We start from the raw sequence: 16,878 nt of genomic DNA, 5'->3' as shown, positions 1-16,878 counted from the left end.
TTTTTTATGGTGTGAACCCGGATTTTGCCGTTGACCCGTCTATTGCTTCACAGTTTAAGCTTCCCTTCATCGAGTCACAGATCCCTCAGCGAGTAGCTGTCATGAAAATATCCGAATTGGCCCGGCGCTGTGGCCTGGCCCGCTCCACCCTGCTCTATTACGAGAAGCTGGGGGTGATCGCGGGCACGAGAGCCGCCAACGGCTATCGCCACTACGACGATGAAGATCTGCAGCGGTTGCTGATGGTACAGGCCCTGCAGGCCGGCGGCCTCAGCCTCAAGCAGTGCCTCGCCTGTCTGGCGGGCGAGCTGGAACAGGCAACACTGCTGGCCCGGGTCAGGGAGCTGGATGAAGAGCTGGCGCAGATGCAGCGCGCCCGGGATCTGCTGGCGGATCTCGCCGGTTTGCGTGCGCACTCCGGCGACGAGTTCAAGGCCTGGCAGCGGCAACTGCAGCATCAAGCCCCGCAGGCCTACTTTGCCTGGGTGATGAAGCAGGGATTCAGTGAAAAAGAGCGTTACCACCTGCAATGGCTGAGCAAAGACATGAACGAACATGAGCGCTACATCCGGGATTTCAAGCTGCTGCTGGACGGCATGAGCTATTGGGGGCCGGGGGATAGCCTCTTCACCCAGCAGCAGTTTGCCGCGTTGCCCAGCCAGCCTCGCAGGATCTTCGACATGGGTTGCGGGCGCGGCGCCGCCACCCTGGCGTTGGCACAGGTGACGGATGCCACCATAGTGGCCATCGACCTGGATGAGGAGGCGCTGGCCGCCGTGGCCCGCAGCGCCAGTGCGGCTGGGCTGAGTCAGGTCACCACCCTGTGCGCCAACATGGCGGACTTGCCGGCGGACCTGGCCCCTGCCGATCTCATCTGGGCCGAGGGGAGCGCCTACACCATAGGGGTGGCCAACGCCTTGCAAGCATGGCGGCCGTACCTTGCCGGCCCTGCTGCCTGCCTGGTGCTGAGCGACCTGGTGTGGCTGACGGACACGCCGCCAGAGGAGGCACTGGCGTTCTGGCAGCGGGATTATCCCGCCATGCAGACGCTGGCGGGCCTGCTCAAAACGGTGCAGGAGGCGGGTTATCGCTGTCTGTCGCACACCCCGTTGCCGCAAAGGGCCTGGCACAACTATCTGGACCCCATCGAGCGCAATCTGGCGCGCCATCGCGCCGAGCTGGGGGATAGCCCCGCCTGGCAGGATCTGAGCCGGGAAGTGGCCATCCACCGTCAATACCTGGGCAGCTACGGCTATGTGATCTGCTGCCTGCAGGCAGCCTGATCAGGTTATCCATTGCAAGAGAACAAACGGAGAATCCCTATGAACATCATCATTCGGCCCGAAACGGGCGCCGATCACGACGCCATTGAGGCGCTGACCGTGGCCGCATTCCTCAATGCGCCCCATACCGATCACAACGAACAGCGGATCGTGCGCGCCTTGCGCCAGGCCGGGGCACTCAGCCTGTCGCTGGTGGTAGAGCTGGAGGGGCGGGTGGTCGGCCACCTCTGCTTCTCGCCGGTGACCATCAGCGATGGCAGCCCGCACTGGTATGGTCTTGGCCCTATTTCGGTCTCTCCTGCGCTGCAAGGCAAGGGGCTGGGTTCACGGCTGATGGACGCGGGTCTGGCACAGCTCGAGGGGATGGGGGCGGCCGGCTGCGTGGTGCTGGGGGATCCCGGCTTCTACGGTCGTTTCGGCTTCGTGTCCGAGCCAGGGTTGACGCTGCCCGGCGTGCCGGCGGAGTACTTCATGGCTCGCTCGTTCGGCACCGTCATGCCCCGTGGCGAAGTGTGCTACCACCCGGCCTTTGTGCAGGCGTGAGGGGCATCGTGAGGGAAAAGAGGGGGCTCCTTGCGCTCATTGTGGTTTTTAATTGCCGGCTTTATTGATAACGAGGGTTTTTAGTATCAATTCGTGGGTGTTTGCAGGGTTTCAAATTCAATAAAAAGATGAATTGTGATATATTCGGCCTCGCTGAATCCTCTTTTAAAGAAGGGACTCCCCGCTTGTCACCCGCTGGCCGACGCTCGACCTGGCCGATGGCCCTCGCCATCGCCTGCCTTCTGTGGCTTGCCGCCTTCGCCGCGGCAGAGGTCGGTGCAGCCGTACGTCAGGCCGCGGTCGGTCAGGGTGCCTCGATGCAGTTGCATGAGCCGGCCGATCCCGGGCTGGTCAACAGCGTCAGCCTGCCGCCGGGCGGCCAGTGGCGGCTCAGCTTCGAGCAGGGTCGACGGCTGGAAGGGACTGCTCAAACCGAGCTCTATCAGGTGCTGCTGGCCTGGTTCCAGCACGATATCCTCGGTCTGCTCTGCGGCCTGCTGTTCTTCCTGCCCCTCATCTACCTCAGACAACTGAGCGACTACTTCGGTTATCTGCACCGGTGGCGCTTGAGCTGCCATCACCTGCAATTTCGTTTCTGCCACAGCGACTCGTACCCGGCTGCTTGCTGAGCGCCCGTCCGCCCAAGGCTTGCTCCCTCGCTGATTGATGTCAGCCGCGAAGGCATGCCCGTGCGGTCCGGTGCCCTCCTTGCACCGTCTTCATGCTTGCCCGCCGGCGAGCACGAAGGCGGCTCCCGCCCCGTACACGTTGTGAGCCGACCCGATGGATTATTATGTAAACCTGTTTATTCACTCGATTTTTGTCGAAAACCTGGCGCTGGCCTTCTTCCTTGGCATGTGCACCTTCCTGGCCGTTTCCAAGAACATCAACACCGCCTTCGGCCTTGGCATGACGGTGCTGGTGGTCATGGTGATCGCCATTCCCCTCAACAACCTGATCTACCGCCATATCCTGCGTCCCGAGAGTACCTTCCTCGGCGAGTTTGATCTGAGCTTTCTCGATTTCATCGTCTATATCGGGGTGCTGGCGGCGCTGGTGCAGGTGATGGAGATGGTGCTCGACAAACATTTCCCGGCGCTCTATCACGCGCTCGGTATCTATCTGCCGCTGCTGACGGTGCATTGCGCCATCTTCGGCGGGGTGATGTTCATGGCCCAGCGGGATTACGACTTCATCGAATCCGTGGTGTACGGGGCGGGCTCAGGGTTGGGCTGGCTGCTGGCCATCGTCGCCATCGCCGGTCTGCGCCAGAAGATGAAGTATTCGGATGTGCCAGAGGGGCTGCGCGGTATCGGCATCACCTTCATCGTGGCCGGGCTGATGTCGCTCGGCTTCATGTCTTTTTCCGGCATATCGCTCTAGCCGGCTGAGTGTTGCAACGGCCACGCAAGTGGCCGTTTTGCCATCTATTGGTCTTCGATCATCCCCAGCAGGCGGTCGTGTACCAGCGGCAGCGCCAGAAAACCGTCCCGATCGAGGAAGTGACCGCCATGTTCCAGGCTGTAGAGCGGCGCGGCCAGCTGTTCGCTCAGATGCTGGCAGTAGCTATAGGGCACGATGGCATCGTCGCGGGAGGCGACCACCACCCGTCGGGGCGCCAGCGCCATGATGTGGGCCGGCTCGTAACCCTGGGTCATGAAGGGATCCAGCTCAGGCAGGGTGTGCAGCGGCTGATCGAAGCCGGATACCAGCAGGATCCCTCCCACCCGGCGGGAGGCAGGCAGGCGGCTCAGCTGGCGCAAGATGGTGATGCAGCCGAGGCTGTGGCCCAGCAGAAAGGTCCGTTCATCGTGATCCCGCACCAGGCTGTCCATGGCGGCGTCCCAGGCGGCGGGTTGCGGATGGTGGGGGTCTGGCATGGCCAGCACCTCGACCCGGATATCGCGGGCTTCAAGCTGTGCCTTGAGCCAGGGAAACCAGTGGGAGTGGGGGGAGGCGGTATAGCCGTGCACGATGAAGACGCGGGTGTGTGACATAAGCAGGATCCTGAAACGGGGCGACAGGGAACAAAAGGCGTGCGCAGCGACGCAGGCCGGCGCGGCCTCATCATATCAGCGTCAGCCGGGTGGTGGCACACCCCTGTCCGGGTGGTCCAAGGGCGGGATAAACCGTTCAACCCAGCCGTTTGGCCATGTTGTAGCCGGTGATGGCGAAGCCCGCCTCCTGGTAAAGGGCGAGAGCGCGCGGGTTGTCATGGGCGACCCGCAGGGTGATCTGGCGGATGCCGCTGCGCCTGAGCTCGGCTTCCAGCAGCGCCATGGCGGCCTTGCCGATCCCCCGGCTGCGGTGGGCCGGCGCGACATAGAAGTCATAGATAAAGGTGGCGGCGCCGTCGCTGTCGATGGCGTGCCAGAGATAACCCAGTGGCTCCTCCTCGGCGGGGGCAACTGCTCCCTCTGCGGGCAGGATGCAGAGCAGGCTGTGGCCGGCGCTGGCCACCCCTTGCGGCAGATAGCGCTGCAGGGAAGCCTCGGCCTTGTGGCGGGCGGTGGCGAGATCGTGGCCCTGGTTGCTGGCGAGATCCTGCGCGTACTCCTCGATGAAGCAGGCGCAATAAGCGGGGTAGTGCTGCTCGTTCATGGGCAGCAAGCGGATAAGCGGTGTCGGCATCCTGCAGATCACTCAAGGGGAGAAGGGAGGCTCACGTTAACCCGGCGGCGAAGTGAGTGCAAACGGCGCTGGTCGTGGTCGGCAGCCGGAACGGCATCAGCCTGCTACCAGCCCATAAAAAAAGAGCGCCTTTGGGCGCTCTTTTTTGACCAGGGGGAGCGAGGTTATTTCACCTCTTCGCCCTTGGCTTGCAGGTCCGCATGGTAGGAGGAGCGGACGAAGGGACCGCAGGCGGCGTGGGAGAAGCCCAGCCCCATGGCCACGTCTTTGAGCTCGTCGAACTCTGCGGGCGGCACGTAGCGCTTCACCGGCAGATGGTGGCGGCTCGGCTGCAGATACTGGCCCAGGGTCAGCATGTTGACGCCGTGCTCGCGCAAGTCCTTGAGTACCTGCACGATCTCTTCGTTGGTTTCGCCCAGACCCATCATGACGCCGGACTTGGTCGGCACATGGGGGTGCATCTCCTTGATGCGGCGCAGTAGCTCCAGCGACCACTTGTAGTCGGCACCCGGACGGGCGACCCGGTACATGCGCGGGGCGGTTTCCAGGTTGTGGTTGAACACGTCAGGCGGGGTCTCGCGGAACACTTCCAGCGCCTGCTCCATCCGGCCACGGAAGTCCGGGGTCAGGATCTCGATGCGGGTCTGCGGGCTGTGCTCGCGGATCTGCTTGATGCAGTCGGCGAAGTGCTGGGCACCGCCGTCGCGCAGATCGTCGCGGTCCACCGAGGTGATCACCACGTATTTCAGCCCCATCTCCTTGATGGTCAGCGCCAGCTTCTTCGGCTCGTCCGGATCGAGCGCCAGCGGGCGGCCGTGGGCCACGTCGCAGAAGGGGCAGCGACGGGTGCATATGGCGCCCATGATCATGAAGGTGGCGGTGCCGTGGTTGAAGCACTCCGCCAGGTTGGGGCAGGAGGCCTCCTCACACACTGAGTGCAGCTTGTTCTTGCGCAGGGTGCTCTTGATGTGCTCGATCTTCTGGCTCGACGGCGGCAGCTTGATCCGCATCCAGTCCGGCTTGCGCAGCACTTCCTCGTTGGGATCCGGCATGAATTTCACCGGGATCAGGGCCATCTTGTCACCATCGCGCAGCTTGACGCCCGGCTCCATACGAACGGGTTTGCTCATGATTCACTCTCGGTGTTTGTTATTGTCTGGTTGATAGCCACCAGGGTCATCTCGGTGCCCTCATGGCCAGGCAGCATGGACTTGCTCATGCCGCCTCTTCGGTATTCGTGATTGTCTCATAGCCGATCAGGCTGGCCAGTTCGGCCACCAGCATCGCTTGCGCCTCGGCCACGCTCTGCGGGCCGCCCAAGGCGCTGGTCTGGGTCATGGCCATGCCCGCATAGCCGCACGGATTGATGCGCAGGAAGGGGGTCATGTCCATGTTGACGTTGAGGGCCAGGCCGTGGAACGAGCAGCCCTTGCGGATGCGCAGGCCGAGCGAGGCCAGTTTGGCTTCTGTCTGCAGCGAGGCGCCGAGCTGGTTCTTCACGTAGACGCCAGGGGCGTCTGGTTTGGCATAAGCCTCAATCCCGCTCTTGGCCAGGGTGTTGATGATGGCGGTCTCGAGGCAGGTCACCAGCTCGCGCACCGTCAGCTTGCTGCAACGCACATCCACCAGCACGTAGAGTACCAGCTGGCCGGGGCCGTGATAGGTCACCTGACCACCGCGATCGCTCTGCACCACCGGGATGTCGCCGGGGGCGAGCAGGTGTTCTGCCTTGCCGGCCTGACCCTGGGTGTAGACGGGATCGTGCTCCACCACCCAGAACTCGTCCGGGGTATCGGGGGTTCGGCTGTCGGTGAAGGCCTTCATGGCATCCCATACCGGCTGGTAGGGACGGCGGCCCAGCTGTCTGACCAGCAGCCGGGGGGCTGACGATGGTGATTCGGCGGGGGTTTGGAGTGACATCTTTCCTCACTGACAGGCGCTGGGGTCGGCCAGCGCGGCCACGACAGCCGGCTGGCAAATAATCAGTCGCCCCGGTGGCGGGGCGAGAGAGGCGACTTACAGGACGTAGCGAACCAGCTCTATGTTACCGAGTGCGGTATACATGGCTTCGATATGTTCCTTGCTCTGGGCGGTCACAGTGACCCGGACCGAGTGGTAGTTGCCCTTGGAGCTGGGCTGCACGGTCGGGCTGTAGGTACCGGGGGCGTGCTGCTGCAGCACTTCCACCACCATGTCCGGCAGCGCCGGGTCGGCAACGCCGAGCACCTTGAACGGGAACTTGCAGGGGAACTCCAGCAGTTCATCAAACTTGGTATTCATTTACTCACCTTTTGGTGTCGTCACGGGACGACTTCATCGCTTGTGGCTAGTGGCCGATGGCCCATCAGGGCCGCCATCTACCCGTCTGTGGCGGGCACTGCTCAAGTGTATATGGGCATTGCCCAGGCCGGGATCAAGGTCCGGTCTGGCAGACGAGGCATGGAGGTGCTGCTTTTTACCACAAATCGTCAGTCGGCGGAACCTGCAGATTGCAGGGTTATTGACTGGCCCGACCGCAAAAGACAGCAGCGGCGCCTGTTGGCGCCGCTGTTTGGTCAGGTTTGTGCGCAGGTTACTTGAACCAGCTGGAGACCAGCATCACCAGGTAATCCCACAGACGGCTCATCAGGCCACCTTCCTGCACCTCTTCCAGGGCGACCAGCGGAACCTGCTTGATCTCCTTGTCGCCTTGCTTGAGGAACACGGTACCGACCCGTTGGCCCTTGGCCAGCGGTGCTTTCAGCTCGCTTTCAAGCTGGAAGTCGGCCTTGAGGTTGTTGCCCTGGCCACGGGTGACCAGCACGGAGACGTCCTTGTCGACGCCCAGTTTCACTTCAGACTTGTCGCCCATCCAGATCTTCTGGGTCACCAGCTCGGTGCCGGCCTTGTAGGGGGTCAGGCTCTGGAAGAAACGGAAACCGTAGGTGAGCAGTTTCTTGCTCTCGGCGGCGCGGGAGGCTTCGCTGCTGGCACCCAGCACCACGGCGATCAGGCGCATGCCTTCGTTGTTGGTGGCGGAGGAGACCAGGTTGTAGCCGACCTGGCTGACGTGGCCGGTCTTGATGCCGTCAACTTGCAGGGATTGATCCCACAGCAGACGGTTGCGGTTGTGCTGGGTGATGCCGTTGAACACGAAGGACTTCTGGGCGTAGATCTTGTACTCGTCCGGCAGGTCGCGGATCAGGGCCTGGCCCAGGCGCGCCATGTCGTGGGCGGTACTGTAGTGACCTTCCGCATCCAGTCCGTGCGGGTTCATGAAGTGGCTGTCGTTCATGCCGAGCTTGGCGGCCCAGCTGTTCATCAGGCTGGCGAAGGAGTCGGTGCTGCCGGCCAGGAATTCGGCCATGGCGACGCAGGCGTCGTTGCCGGACTGGATGATGATGCCCTTGTTCAGGTCATCGACCGAGACCTGCTTGCCCACCTCGATGAACATCTTGGAGGAGTCGGAGTAGTTCTTGGACCAGGCGTTCTGGCTGATGGTCACCATGTCGGTGCGCTTGATGTTCCCCTTCAGCAGCTCCTGGCCGATGATGTAGGAGGTCATCATCTTGGTCAGACTGGCGGGCGGCAGACGCTCTTCGGCGTTCTGCTCGGCCAGCACCTGACCCGAGTAGTAGTCGATCAGAATATGGGCCTTGGCGGAGATCTCCGGCGCGGCGGGAACGACCACGGGGTTGGCGTTCGGGGTCGGTACAGGCGTGTTGGCCTGAGCGGTGGCGCTTATCAGGGAGGCCAGAATAACTGAACGGGCAAATTTGGACATCTTGAAATTCCTGGAGCCTGGTTGGGGTAACCCAAGTTAAAAATGCGGGCTTCACTATACCAGAAGCGACCGTCGGTCAAAGCCCGACGTGCCATCTGGCCTGGTTTTTTATCCATCCGTTGCCGCCATCACGCCGGGAAACGACGTGATGGCGGGCGGTTGGCGGTGGTTCATGCTGGCTGAGCCACTCCCTATCAGGGGACGATGAAGGCTTGCTCCAGCCCCCCCTGACGGATCTGTTCGAGCAGGGCGGTCTGCTGAGCGGCGGGGACCGGCCCCAGCAGGACCCGGAAGATGGCGCCGTGGGCCGCCACCTGGTAGGGCACCCCATGGCGCTGGGTCATCACCTTGCCCATCGCCTCGGCCCGCGCCTGCGAGCCGCTGGCCAGCACCTGGATCATCTTGCCCTCGCCGCTGCTGGCGGGCGTGGCCGCCTTGGCCGCTGCCGGTTTGGCAGGTTTGGTGACTGGAGCCTTGACGGGGGCCGGTTCGGCGGCCGGTGTGGCCATGGCCAGTTCGGTGGGCTGACCGACGAAGCCGTCCTGAGCAGCAGGGGCCGCGGCCGCCGGCGTGGTCGGCGTCATCTCGATGGGCTTCATGGGGGCCATGATCACCATCTGGTCCGGGGTGTCGTTGATGAGCTCGATCCGCACCCGAGCCTCGCCCCCTTCCACCATCTCCAGCTGCTTGGCCGCGGCATGGGAGAGATCGATCAGCCGCTCGCTGCCGAAGGGGCCGCGATCGTTGACGCGTACTATGGTCTCCAGCCCGTTGTCCAGGTTGGTGACCCGCACATAGCTTGGCAGCGGCAGGTTGCGGTGGGCGGCGCTGAACAGTTTGCTGTCCTGCACGTCGCCGTTGGCGGTCTTCTGGCCGTCCAGATCCTGCGCCAGCCAGCTGGCAGTGCCCTCTTCGCTGTAGTGCTTGATGTCGCGCCACACCTCGTTCTTCTGCTTGCCTATCCAGTAATCCCGGTTGCCGCTGGCGCTCAGGGGCTCGGGGCGCGGGATGGCACCGGTGGCCTGCGGGATCTCGATGACCTGGGGTTTTTCCGGCTGGATCGGTTCGGGAGGCGGGGGAAGCTGCTCCGGCTGGCTGCTACAGGCGGCCAGCAACAAGGTCAGGCTGAGCGGGAGAAGTTTGTGGCTGTAATGCATACGCGTCCTGGATTGCTTGACTGAGTTGATGCACCGCCATCGCATAGAGCGGGCTGCGGTTATAGCGGGTGATCACATAAAAATTGTGGCGCGCGACCCAGTATTCCGGTCCATCGGCCTGTTCCAATGCCAGCAGTTTCACCGGCGTATCGGGTGCCAGCGGGGTGGCGAGTTCAATGCCTGCGGTGGCCAGCTCGGCCCAGGTCTGGGTCAGCTCGGGGGCAGGCCCCAGCAGGGTACCCACTGGCGCCAGCCCGATCAAGGCGGGTTCGACCGGTGACTCCCCCCAGCGCCACTGGTGCTCGGCAAAATAGTGGGCAACGCTGCCGATGGCATCCACCGGGTTGGCGAACAGATCGCGCTTGCCGTCGCCGTCGAAATCGACTGCGTAGTGGCGATAGCTGGAGGGCATGAACTGACCCATGCCCATGGCGCCGGCATAGGAGCCCTTCAGGCGGGTGAGTGGCCACTTCTCTTCCCGGGCAAGCAGCACCAGCTGGGCAAACTCCTTGGCAAAGAAGTCTGCCCGTTCCGGGTAGTGGAAGCCCAGGGTATAGAGGCTGTCGAGTACCGGATGGCGGCCCATCTGGCGGCCGTAGAAAGTCTCGATACCGATGATGGCGACGATGAGCGACGCCGGCACCTGGTAGGTCTGTTCGGCCCGCTTCAAGGTGGCGGCGTGGCGTTGCCAGAAGTCGACACCATCCCGGATCCGCTCCGGGGTGATGAACAGTGGCCGGTAGCGGTGCCAGGGTTTGGCTTCCCAGGGGCGGCTGATGGTGTCGAGCACCTCCTGGCGCAAGCTGGCCTGGGCCGCGGCGGCCTGCAGCTCGGCCAGTGGCACTTGTTGCTGCTCGGCGAGCCGGGCGAGCCCCGGGGGCTCGACGGCCGCCGTTGCTGTGAGGGCAACGAGAGAGAGCAGCAAACCGGCCAGTCGCATCAGGCGAGCAGCCTTCTATGGGTCTGAATGGACATCAGGATGCCGAAGCCTGCCATCAGGGTCACCATGGAGGTGCCGCCATAGCTCACCAGCGGCAGGGGGCCGCTACCACCGGCAGAATATATCCACCTCATCATGCCAGCAGCCTTCTGTGGGTCTGGATGGACATCAGGATGCCGAAGCCGGCCATCAGGGTCACCATGGAGGTGCCGCCGTAGCTCACCAGCGGCAGGGGGACCCCCACCACGGGTAGTATGCCGCTCACCATACCCATGTTGACGAACACGTAGACGAAGAAGGTGAGGGTCAGGGCACCGCCCAGCAGGCGCTCGAAGCTGTTCTGGGCCTGCATGGAGATGAACAGACAGCGGCTGATGATGTAGAGGTAGATCACCAGCAGGAGGGCCACGCCCACCAGGCCGAACTCCTCGCTGAACACCGCGAAGATGAAGTCGGTGTGGCGCTCGGGCAGGAACTCGAGCTGGGACTGGGTGCCCTGCAGCCAGCCCTTGCCGAACACGCCGCCGGAGCCGATGGCTATCTTGGACTGGATGATGTGATAGCCGCGACCGAGCGGGTCCTTCTCAGGGTCCAGCAGCATCAGCACCCGCTGGCGCTGGTAGTCGTGCATCAGGAAGAACCAGAGCACCGGCATGAAGGCGCAGATCAGCAGCACCGCCAGCCCGATCAGCCACCAGCTGATCCCCGCCAGGAAGATGACGAAGAAGCCGGAGGCGGCCACCAGGATGGAGGTGCCAAGGTCAGGCTGGGCCGCGATCAGCAGGGTGGGCAGCAGCACCATGATGAGACTCAGCACCAGGTGGCTGAACTTGGGTGGCAGCGAGTGGCGGCTGAGCCAGGCGGCCACCATGATGGGCATGGAGAGCTTCATCACCTCGGAGGGCTGAAACTTCATGAAGCCGAGGTCCAGCCAGCGCTGGGCCCCCTTGCCGATATGACCGAACACGTCCACCGCGACCAGCAGCAGCACCACCACCACGAACAGCGGCACCGACCAGCGGGCATAGAGGGAGGGGGGCAGCTGGGCCATGCCGATCATCAGGGCGAACGCCAGCCCGCCGCGCACCAGCTGGCGCACGATGGAGTCGACGTCCTGGCCGGAGGCGGAGTAGAGCACCACCATGGAGAGGGACATCAGGGTCAGCAGGCCGAGCAGCAGCGGCAAGTCGATGTGCAGCTTGTACCAGATGCTCTGCTGGCGAGCGGAATTACTCATGAGGAGCGACCTCTTCAGATTGGGGCTTCTTGACCGGCGCCGGCGGCAGTTGCGGCTCCGGCGGCAGCAGGTAGGCATCCAGCATCTGGCGGGCCACCGGGGCGGCCATGCTGCTGCCGCCACCGGCGTTTTCCAGTACCAGGGCGACCACCGCCTTGGGTGCTTCGAACGGGGCGAACGAGACGAACAGGGCGTTGTCGCGGTGCTCCACCTTGGTGGTGGCCGCGTTGTAGACCTGGTTCTCTTTCAGCCCCACCACCTGGGCGGTACCGGACTTGCCTGCCGCCTTGTAGGGGGTGTTGGCAAAGGCGCGCCGACCCGTTCCCTCGTGACCGTTGATGACCCGCCACATGCCGTCCTTGGCCACCTGCCAGTAGCTGTCGCTCTTGGTCTGGATGGCCATGTTCGGGTTGATGGGGGCATTGACCACGCCATCGATGGAGGCGGTGCTCTTGAGCAGGTGCGGCGTCACGTCGTGGCCGTTCTGGGTCAGGATGCTGATGGCCTTGGCCAGCTGGATCGGGGTGGCGCTCCAGTAGCCCTGGCCGATGCCGATGGAGATGGTGTCACCCTGATACCAGGGCTGGCGCCAGCGGGCCATCTTCCAGTCGCGCGACGGCATCACTCCCTTGGTCTCCTCGTACAGATCGACGCCGCTGTACTGACCGAAGCCGAACTTGGTCATGTAGTTGTTGATCTTGTCGATGCCGACCCGGTAGGCGAGATCGTAGAAGTAGGTATCTGCCGACACTTCGATGGCGCGGTAGACGTCGAGCCAGCCGTGACCCCAGCGGCGCCAGTCGCGAAACTTCTTGGTGGTGCCGGGGATGGAGAAGCTGGGGCCGCCGAAGTAGCGGTAGTTGGGGGTGATGGCCCCCTCGTTGAGCCCCATCACCGCCATCATGGGCTTGACGGTGGAAGCGGGGGCATAGATGCCCTGGGTGGTGCGGTTCACCAGCGGCCTTGCCGGATCGTTGAGCAGCGCCGAGTAGTTGGCGCTGGAGATGCCGGTCACGAACAGGTTGGGGTCGTAGCTCGGGCTCGACTCCATGGCCAGAATGGCGCCGGTATTGGGATCCATCATCACGATGGCGCCCCGGCGACCGGCCAGCAACTCCTGCGCCTTGAGCTGCAGGCGGATGTCGATGTTGAGGTAGATATCCTTGCCGGGCTCGGGCGGCTGGAACTTGAGGGTACGCACCACCCGGCCGCGGTTGTTGACCTCGACCTCCTGGTAGCCCGCCACGCCGTGCAGCTGATCCTCGTAGTACTTCTCCACCCCCTGCTTGCCGATGTCCTTGGTGGCGGCATAGTTGGCGAGCTTGTCTTCCTTGTCGAGGCGCTCCACGTCGCGGGTGTTGATCTTGGCCACATAACCCAGCGCATGGGTGAGGGTGTCACCGAACGGGTAGTAGCGCTTGAGGTAGGCCTCGATGCTGACCCCGGGGTAGTTGTGCTGGTTGACCGAGAAGAGGGCGACCTGATACTCGGTCAGCTTCTCGAACAGGGCCACCGGCTTGAAGCGGCGCTGGCGCTTGACCTCGGCCAGGAACTTCTCTTTGGTGCCCTCCGGCAGCTTCAGCAGGGCGATCAGCTCGTCGGCGGTCCTCTCCAGATCCTTGGTCTCTTCCGGCACTATCTCCAGGCTGTAGACCGGGCGGTTCTCCGCCAGCAGCACGCCGTTGGCGTCATAGATGAGGCCGCGCGGCGGCGCCACCGGCACCACTCGGATGCGGTTGTCGTTGGAGCGGGTCTGGTAGGTGTCGTAAGACTCGACCTGCAGGTAATAGAGATTGCCCAGCAGCACCAGCATCAGCACTATCATGCCGATGTAGGCGACCAGGGTACGTCGGAAGAAGAGGCGACCCTCGGCGCTGTGGTCGCGCATCTCGATGCGATTCTTCAGCATGCCGCTACCTTATGACTGTCGAGCAGATGAGAAACGGGGTGCAGATGTGCATGCTCACGCTCTGTGATTCTGGGTCGAGAGGGGAATGCTGGAATAGTGCATGGTTCACTCTCTGTGATACGGATGATTGGTGGTAATGCTCCAGGCGCGATAGAGGCTCTCGGCCACCAGCACCCGCACCAGCGGGTGGGGCAGGGTCAGCGGCGACAGCGACCAGCTCTGCTCGGCGGCAGCCTTGCACTCGGGCGAGAGCCCTTCAGGGCCGCCCACCAGCAGGGCCACGTCGCGGCCATCCAGCTTCCAGGCTTCCAGCTGCACGGCGAGCTGCTCGGTGGTCCAGGGTTTGCCGGGAATATCCAGGGTCACGATACGCGAACGACCGGCCGCCGCCAGCATGGCTTCCCCCTCTTTTTGCAGAATGCGGGGGATGTCGGCATTTTTGCCACGTTTGCCGGCGCCGATCTCGACCAGCTCGAACGGCATGTCTTTGGGGAAACGACGACGATACTCTTCGAAGCCATGCTCTACCCAGGCGGGCATCTTGGTGCCCACCGCAATCAACTGGATCTTCATCGTTTATTACACTTGTACTCGGTTATTGCGCGTTCACTTGAGCGGTGCCGCTCCAGAGTTTTTCCAGCTGGTAGAAGTCGCGATGCTCATCCTGCATCACGTGCACGATCACCGATCCCAGATCCACCAGTACCCACTCGCCGGTGAGCTGGCCTTCCACGCTCAGCAGATCGAGCCCGGCATGGCGGGCCTCGCTGGCCAGATGGTGGGCGATGGCGCTGACGTGACGGCTGGAGTTGCCGGAACAGACGATCATGGTGTCGGTGATGCTGGATTTGCCGCGTACATCGAGGGTGATGATGTCGCGGCCTTTCATGTCATCGATCTTGTCGACGATAAAGGCATGCAATTCTTGACCTTGCAATGAGTCTCTCCTGTATTCCGGCGCGCTTTCACGGCGTGAGGGCGGCGGATTATATCATGGTCACTCCCGTTTCCCAGTGCGGCGAAGGGGAGTGGAACAGGGGCCGTGCCCGCTTGGCAAACTCGCCCCCTGTTGATCACTATAGTGCGCGATCCGTGCCGGACAACCGCCGGCAGTGATCGGGTTCATGCCGGCCGGTACAGTCCCTGCTGGCAGATGTATTGTGCCACCGACGGCGGCAGCAGATAGCGGGGATCCGCGCCCGTCGCCAGCAGCGCCCGCAGGCGGGTGGCCGACAGCTCGACCGGCAGATTGTCCGCCAGCCAGATGCGGCCGTGGCGCAGCAGGTGCAGATCCGCCACCTGCCAGCTCTGGTGGCGGGCCAGCAGCTCGGCTACCTCGGCCGGGTAGTCCGGCTGCCAGCCGGGGCGGGTACTCACCACCAGGTGGGCGTAATCGAGTAGCTCCTGCCAGCGGTGCCAGCTCGGCAGGCCGAGCAGGGAGTCCATCCCCATCAAAAAGCAGAGCGGAGTGTCCGGCAGTTCATGACGCAGCTCGATAAGGGTGTCGATGGTCCAGGAGGGGGTATCCCGCTTGAGCTCCCGCTCATCCACCACGAAGCCCGGGTTTTCCGCCGCAGCCAGGGCGACCATGGCCAGGCGCTGCTCACTGGAGCAGAAGGGGCTGGCCCGGTGGGGCGGAATATGGTTCGGCAGCAGGCGCACTTCGGCCAGGCCCAGGGCGTCGCGGGCCTCGATGGCCGGGCGCAGGTGACCGATGTGGATGGGATCGAACGTCCCCCCCAGAATGCCGATGGGCGGTTTCAACATGGGCTTCCTCCGGTGACGGCCGGGATGTCGACGGGCTGGATCATGCGTCAGATCCCGCCAGCGGCAAGGGGGTGCCATCGCGAAAACCGAGGGCGAGGGTCTGCAGCATCAGCCAGGCCTGCTCGGTATCGAAGCGACGCTGGGCGTCGTCGAGCCGGGCCATCAGTTGCCACAACTGCTGCAGTTTGGCGAAGGGCAGCCGGGTCAGTGCCTGTTGAATGAGCTGCTGGCGGCTCTGCCAGATGCGCAGGCGGGAGAAGTGCTCCACCAGCGGCTGACCGGCCCTGGCCGCCAGCGCCAGTTCGGTGAGCTGCTCCAGCTCGCGGCACAGGGTCCAGGCCAGCATGCCGGGTTCGGTGCCCTCGGCGCGCAGGGCCAGCAGGATGCGCTGGGCCCGGTTCACCTTCCCTTCCAGCAGGGTGTCGATGAGCTGGAACGGGGTGAAGTGGGCGTGGCGGATGATGGTCTCCTGCAGATAGGCGACGCTGATGGGCTGGGGCGGCGAGAGCAGGGTCAGCTTCTCGATCTCCTGGCTGGCAGCCAGCAGGTTGCCCTCGTAGGAGTGGCACATGAAGTTGACCGCATCCGGCAGCGCCTTGAGGCCGAAGCGCTGGAAGCGGGCGCTCATCCAGCGCGGAAAGAAGCGGGGCTCGGGGTGGTTGACCGGTACATAGGTGCCGCTCTGGCTCAGCTTGTCGAACCAGGCTGCCTTCATCTGGGTCTGGTTGAGGCGATTACCGCTCAGCACCAGCAGCAGGTCGGGGTGCAGTTGTTTGCCGATCTCGCTGATGCGGGCGGCCAACTCCTTGTCGACCTTGGCCGGCAGCTCCAGCTCGATGATCTGGCGGGCCGAGAACAGACTCATGGCCTGGCAGGCATCGTAGACCTGATTCCAGTCCAGCCCTTGCTCCACCACGAAGCTGTGGCGCTCGTCGAAACCCTGTTTGCGCGCCACCTGGCGCACGGCGTCGATGGCCTCCAGCTTGAGCAAGGGCTCGTCCCCAAAAATGAGATAGCAGGGCTTGAGCCCTGCTTTGAGGTGATCCGCAAACTGCTCGGGATAGACTCTCATCAACGTACTCTCATCAAGATACTTGCATCAGAACTTGACCTGGCTGAGCTGGCGGATCACCAGGTTGGCGGCCTGCTCCTGCATCTCCTTGCCGAGCTGCTCCTGCTCGCGGGAGGAGGCGAGCGCCGCGTCCGGCTTGTTCAGGAAACTGCGGTTGAAGGCGATGGGGAAGACCTGGGTCGGTTTGCCCGGCATGGAGACGGTGAACTGGGTGTTGTAGCCCAGCACGTATTCACGGGCCTGGCCGATGGAGTCGACGGAAGCGACCTGACTGGTGCTGCCGACGCCGGACAGGGTCAGCACCGGGATGCCCTCCTTGTCGGCGAGCTGCACGCCGGCCGCCTTGAGGCGGGTGGTGACCAGCCGATAGAAGTCGCTCTTGTTGTCACCGACCACCTTCATGGTCATCAACTCGGGCGGGATGGCGGTGCCGCGCATCTGAAAACCGCAGGCCTGCAGCAGCAGACCGGTCAGCAGTATGGTCAGCCAGCGAGTGAGGGTGGTGCCCATAGAAAATCCTCTTTGCATGAAGTGAAGAGCGGCGGGCGCAGGGCCCGCCGTTATCATCCGTTTGCT

At 63.5% G+C, this 16,878-nt stretch carries 19 protein-coding genes and 1 pseudogene; 4 read left to right on the top strand and 16 right to left on the bottom strand.

Annotation, left to right across the window (positions count from 1 at the left end; translation table 11 throughout):
* Window positions 1-101 precede the first annotated feature (101 nt).
* The 4 genes from OKC29_RS09290 to nqrE all read left to right on the top strand — a co-directional run bounded on the left by OKC29_RS09290 (window position 102) and on the right by nqrE (window position 3,209).
* Window positions 102-1,283, top strand: coding sequence for a MerR family transcriptional regulator (locus OKC29_RS09290; protein ID WP_073351341.1), 1,182 nt, complete (start codon window positions 102-104; stop codon window positions 1,281-1,283).
* Window positions 1,284-1,322: 39 nt separating this feature from the next.
* Window positions 1,323-1,826, top strand: coding sequence for a GNAT family N-acetyltransferase (locus tag OKC29_RS09285; protein WP_073351339.1), 504 nt, complete (start codon window positions 1,323-1,325; stop codon window positions 1,824-1,826).
* 218 nt (window positions 1,827-2,044) lie between these two features.
* The gene (locus OKC29_RS09280; protein WP_049048182.1) at window positions 2,045-2,455 is read left to right on the top strand and encodes a hypothetical protein; all 411 of its coding nucleotides are present in this window, start codon (window positions 2,045-2,047) and stop codon (window positions 2,453-2,455) included.
* A gap of 154 nt (window positions 2,456-2,609) precedes the next feature.
* Window positions 2,610-3,209 (top strand): NADH:ubiquinone reductase (Na(+)-transporting) subunit E, encoded by a 600-nt coding sequence (gene nqrE, locus OKC29_RS09275; RefSeq protein ID WP_011707038.1) that lies wholly within the window; start codon window positions 2,610-2,612, stop codon window positions 3,207-3,209.
* 44 nt (window positions 3,210-3,253) lie between these two features.
* Here the strand turns inward: nqrE and OKC29_RS09270 are convergent, their stop codons facing one another.
* The 16 genes and pseudogenes from OKC29_RS09270 to OKC29_RS09195 form a co-directional block, all read right to left on the bottom strand.
* Complete coding sequence (locus OKC29_RS09270; RefSeq protein WP_073351335.1) at window positions 3,254-3,823, bottom strand: RBBP9/YdeN family alpha/beta hydrolase; 570 nt, start codon at window positions 3,821-3,823, stop codon at window positions 3,254-3,256.
* A 136-nt stretch (window positions 3,824-3,959) separates the two neighbouring features.
* Window positions 3,960-4,457, bottom strand: coding sequence for a GNAT family N-acetyltransferase (locus OKC29_RS09265; protein WP_162275757.1), 498 nt, complete (start codon window positions 4,455-4,457; stop codon window positions 3,960-3,962).
* Window positions 4,458-4,621: 164 nt separating this feature from the next.
* The gene (gene lipA, locus OKC29_RS09260) at window positions 4,622-5,587 is read right to left on the bottom strand and encodes a lipoyl synthase (RefSeq protein WP_011707035.1); all 966 of its coding nucleotides are present in this window, start codon (window positions 5,585-5,587) and stop codon (window positions 4,622-4,624) included.
* Between the two features lie 85 nt (window positions 5,588-5,672).
* Window positions 5,673-6,377, bottom strand: a complete 705-nt coding sequence (gene lipB / locus OKC29_RS09255; RefSeq protein ID WP_270669263.1) for a lipoyl(octanoyl) transferase LipB — start codon at window positions 6,375-6,377, stop codon at window positions 5,673-5,675.
* Window positions 6,378-6,473: 96 nt separating this feature from the next.
* Window positions 6,474-6,737 carry a DUF493 family protein YbeD gene (ybeD, locus tag OKC29_RS09250; protein WP_005298227.1) on the bottom strand — a complete coding sequence of 88 codons (264 nt, stop codon included), beginning with the start codon at window positions 6,735-6,737 and terminating at the stop codon, window positions 6,474-6,476.
* 292 nt (window positions 6,738-7,029) lie between these two features.
* Complete coding sequence (locus OKC29_RS09245; protein ID WP_011707032.1) at window positions 7,030-8,220, bottom strand: D-alanyl-D-alanine carboxypeptidase family protein; 1,191 nt, start codon at window positions 8,218-8,220, stop codon at window positions 7,030-7,032.
* A 194-nt stretch (window positions 8,221-8,414) separates the two neighbouring features.
* Window positions 8,415-9,377 carry a septal ring lytic transglycosylase RlpA family protein gene (locus tag OKC29_RS09240; protein ID WP_073351330.1) on the bottom strand — a complete coding sequence of 321 codons (963 nt, stop codon included), beginning with the start codon at window positions 9,375-9,377 and terminating at the stop codon, window positions 8,415-8,417.
* Window positions 9,319-10,317 carry a lytic murein transglycosylase B gene (mltB, locus tag OKC29_RS09235; RefSeq protein ID WP_073351328.1) on the bottom strand — a complete coding sequence of 333 codons (999 nt, stop codon included), beginning with the start codon at window positions 10,315-10,317 and terminating at the stop codon, window positions 9,319-9,321. Before mltB ends, OKC29_RS09240 begins: the two co-directional genes overlap by 59 nt.
* Window positions 10,317-10,418: pseudogene (locus tag OKC29_RS09230) on the bottom strand (FtsW/RodA/SpoVE family cell cycle protein); the annotation flags it as partial. The gene mltB and the pseudogene OKC29_RS09230, both read right to left, overlap by 1 nt.
* A gap of 32 nt (window positions 10,419-10,450) precedes the next feature.
* Window positions 10,451-11,554 carry a rod shape-determining protein RodA gene (rodA, locus tag OKC29_RS09225; protein ID WP_016351680.1) on the bottom strand — a complete coding sequence of 368 codons (1,104 nt, stop codon included), beginning with the start codon at window positions 11,552-11,554 and terminating at the stop codon, window positions 10,451-10,453.
* Window positions 11,547-13,463 (bottom strand): penicillin-binding protein 2, encoded by a 1,917-nt coding sequence (gene mrdA, locus OKC29_RS09220; RefSeq protein ID WP_073351323.1) that lies wholly within the window; start codon window positions 13,461-13,463, stop codon window positions 11,547-11,549. The genes rodA and mrdA overlap by 8 nt, the downstream gene beginning before the upstream one ends.
* A 105-nt stretch (window positions 13,464-13,568) precedes the next feature.
* Entirely contained in the window at window positions 13,569-14,036 is a 468-nt protein-coding gene (gene rlmH, locus OKC29_RS09215; protein WP_005298242.1) for a 23S rRNA (pseudouridine(1915)-N(3))-methyltransferase RlmH, read from the bottom strand.
* Window positions 14,037-14,058: 22 nt separating this feature from the next.
* Window positions 14,059-14,400 (bottom strand): ribosome silencing factor, encoded by a 342-nt coding sequence (gene rsfS / locus OKC29_RS09210; RefSeq protein ID WP_011707026.1) that lies wholly within the window; start codon window positions 14,398-14,400, stop codon window positions 14,059-14,061.
* Between the two features lie 185 nt (window positions 14,401-14,585).
* The gene (gene nadD / locus OKC29_RS09205) at window positions 14,586-15,230 is read right to left on the bottom strand and encodes a nicotinate-nucleotide adenylyltransferase (protein WP_073351321.1); all 645 of its coding nucleotides are present in this window, start codon (window positions 15,228-15,230) and stop codon (window positions 14,586-14,588) included.
* A gap of 40 nt (window positions 15,231-15,270) precedes the next feature.
* Window positions 15,271-16,302, bottom strand: coding sequence for a DNA polymerase III subunit delta (gene holA / locus OKC29_RS09200; protein ID WP_073351320.1), 1,032 nt, complete (start codon window positions 16,300-16,302; stop codon window positions 15,271-15,273).
* A gap of 27 nt (window positions 16,303-16,329) precedes the next feature.
* Window positions 16,330-16,812, bottom strand: coding sequence for an LPS-assembly lipoprotein LptE (locus tag OKC29_RS09195; RefSeq protein ID WP_016351676.1), 483 nt, complete (start codon window positions 16,810-16,812; stop codon window positions 16,330-16,332).
* Window positions 16,813-16,878 lie beyond the last annotated feature (66 nt).

It is taken from the genome of Aeromonas sp. QDB34 (assembly GCF_027705405.1).
Classification (GTDB): Bacteria; Pseudomonadota; Gammaproteobacteria; order Enterobacterales; family Aeromonadaceae; genus Aeromonas; species Aeromonas hydrophila.
Note: the sequence above shows the minus strand (reverse complement) of the source record. Positions and strands in the feature narration are given on the sequence as shown.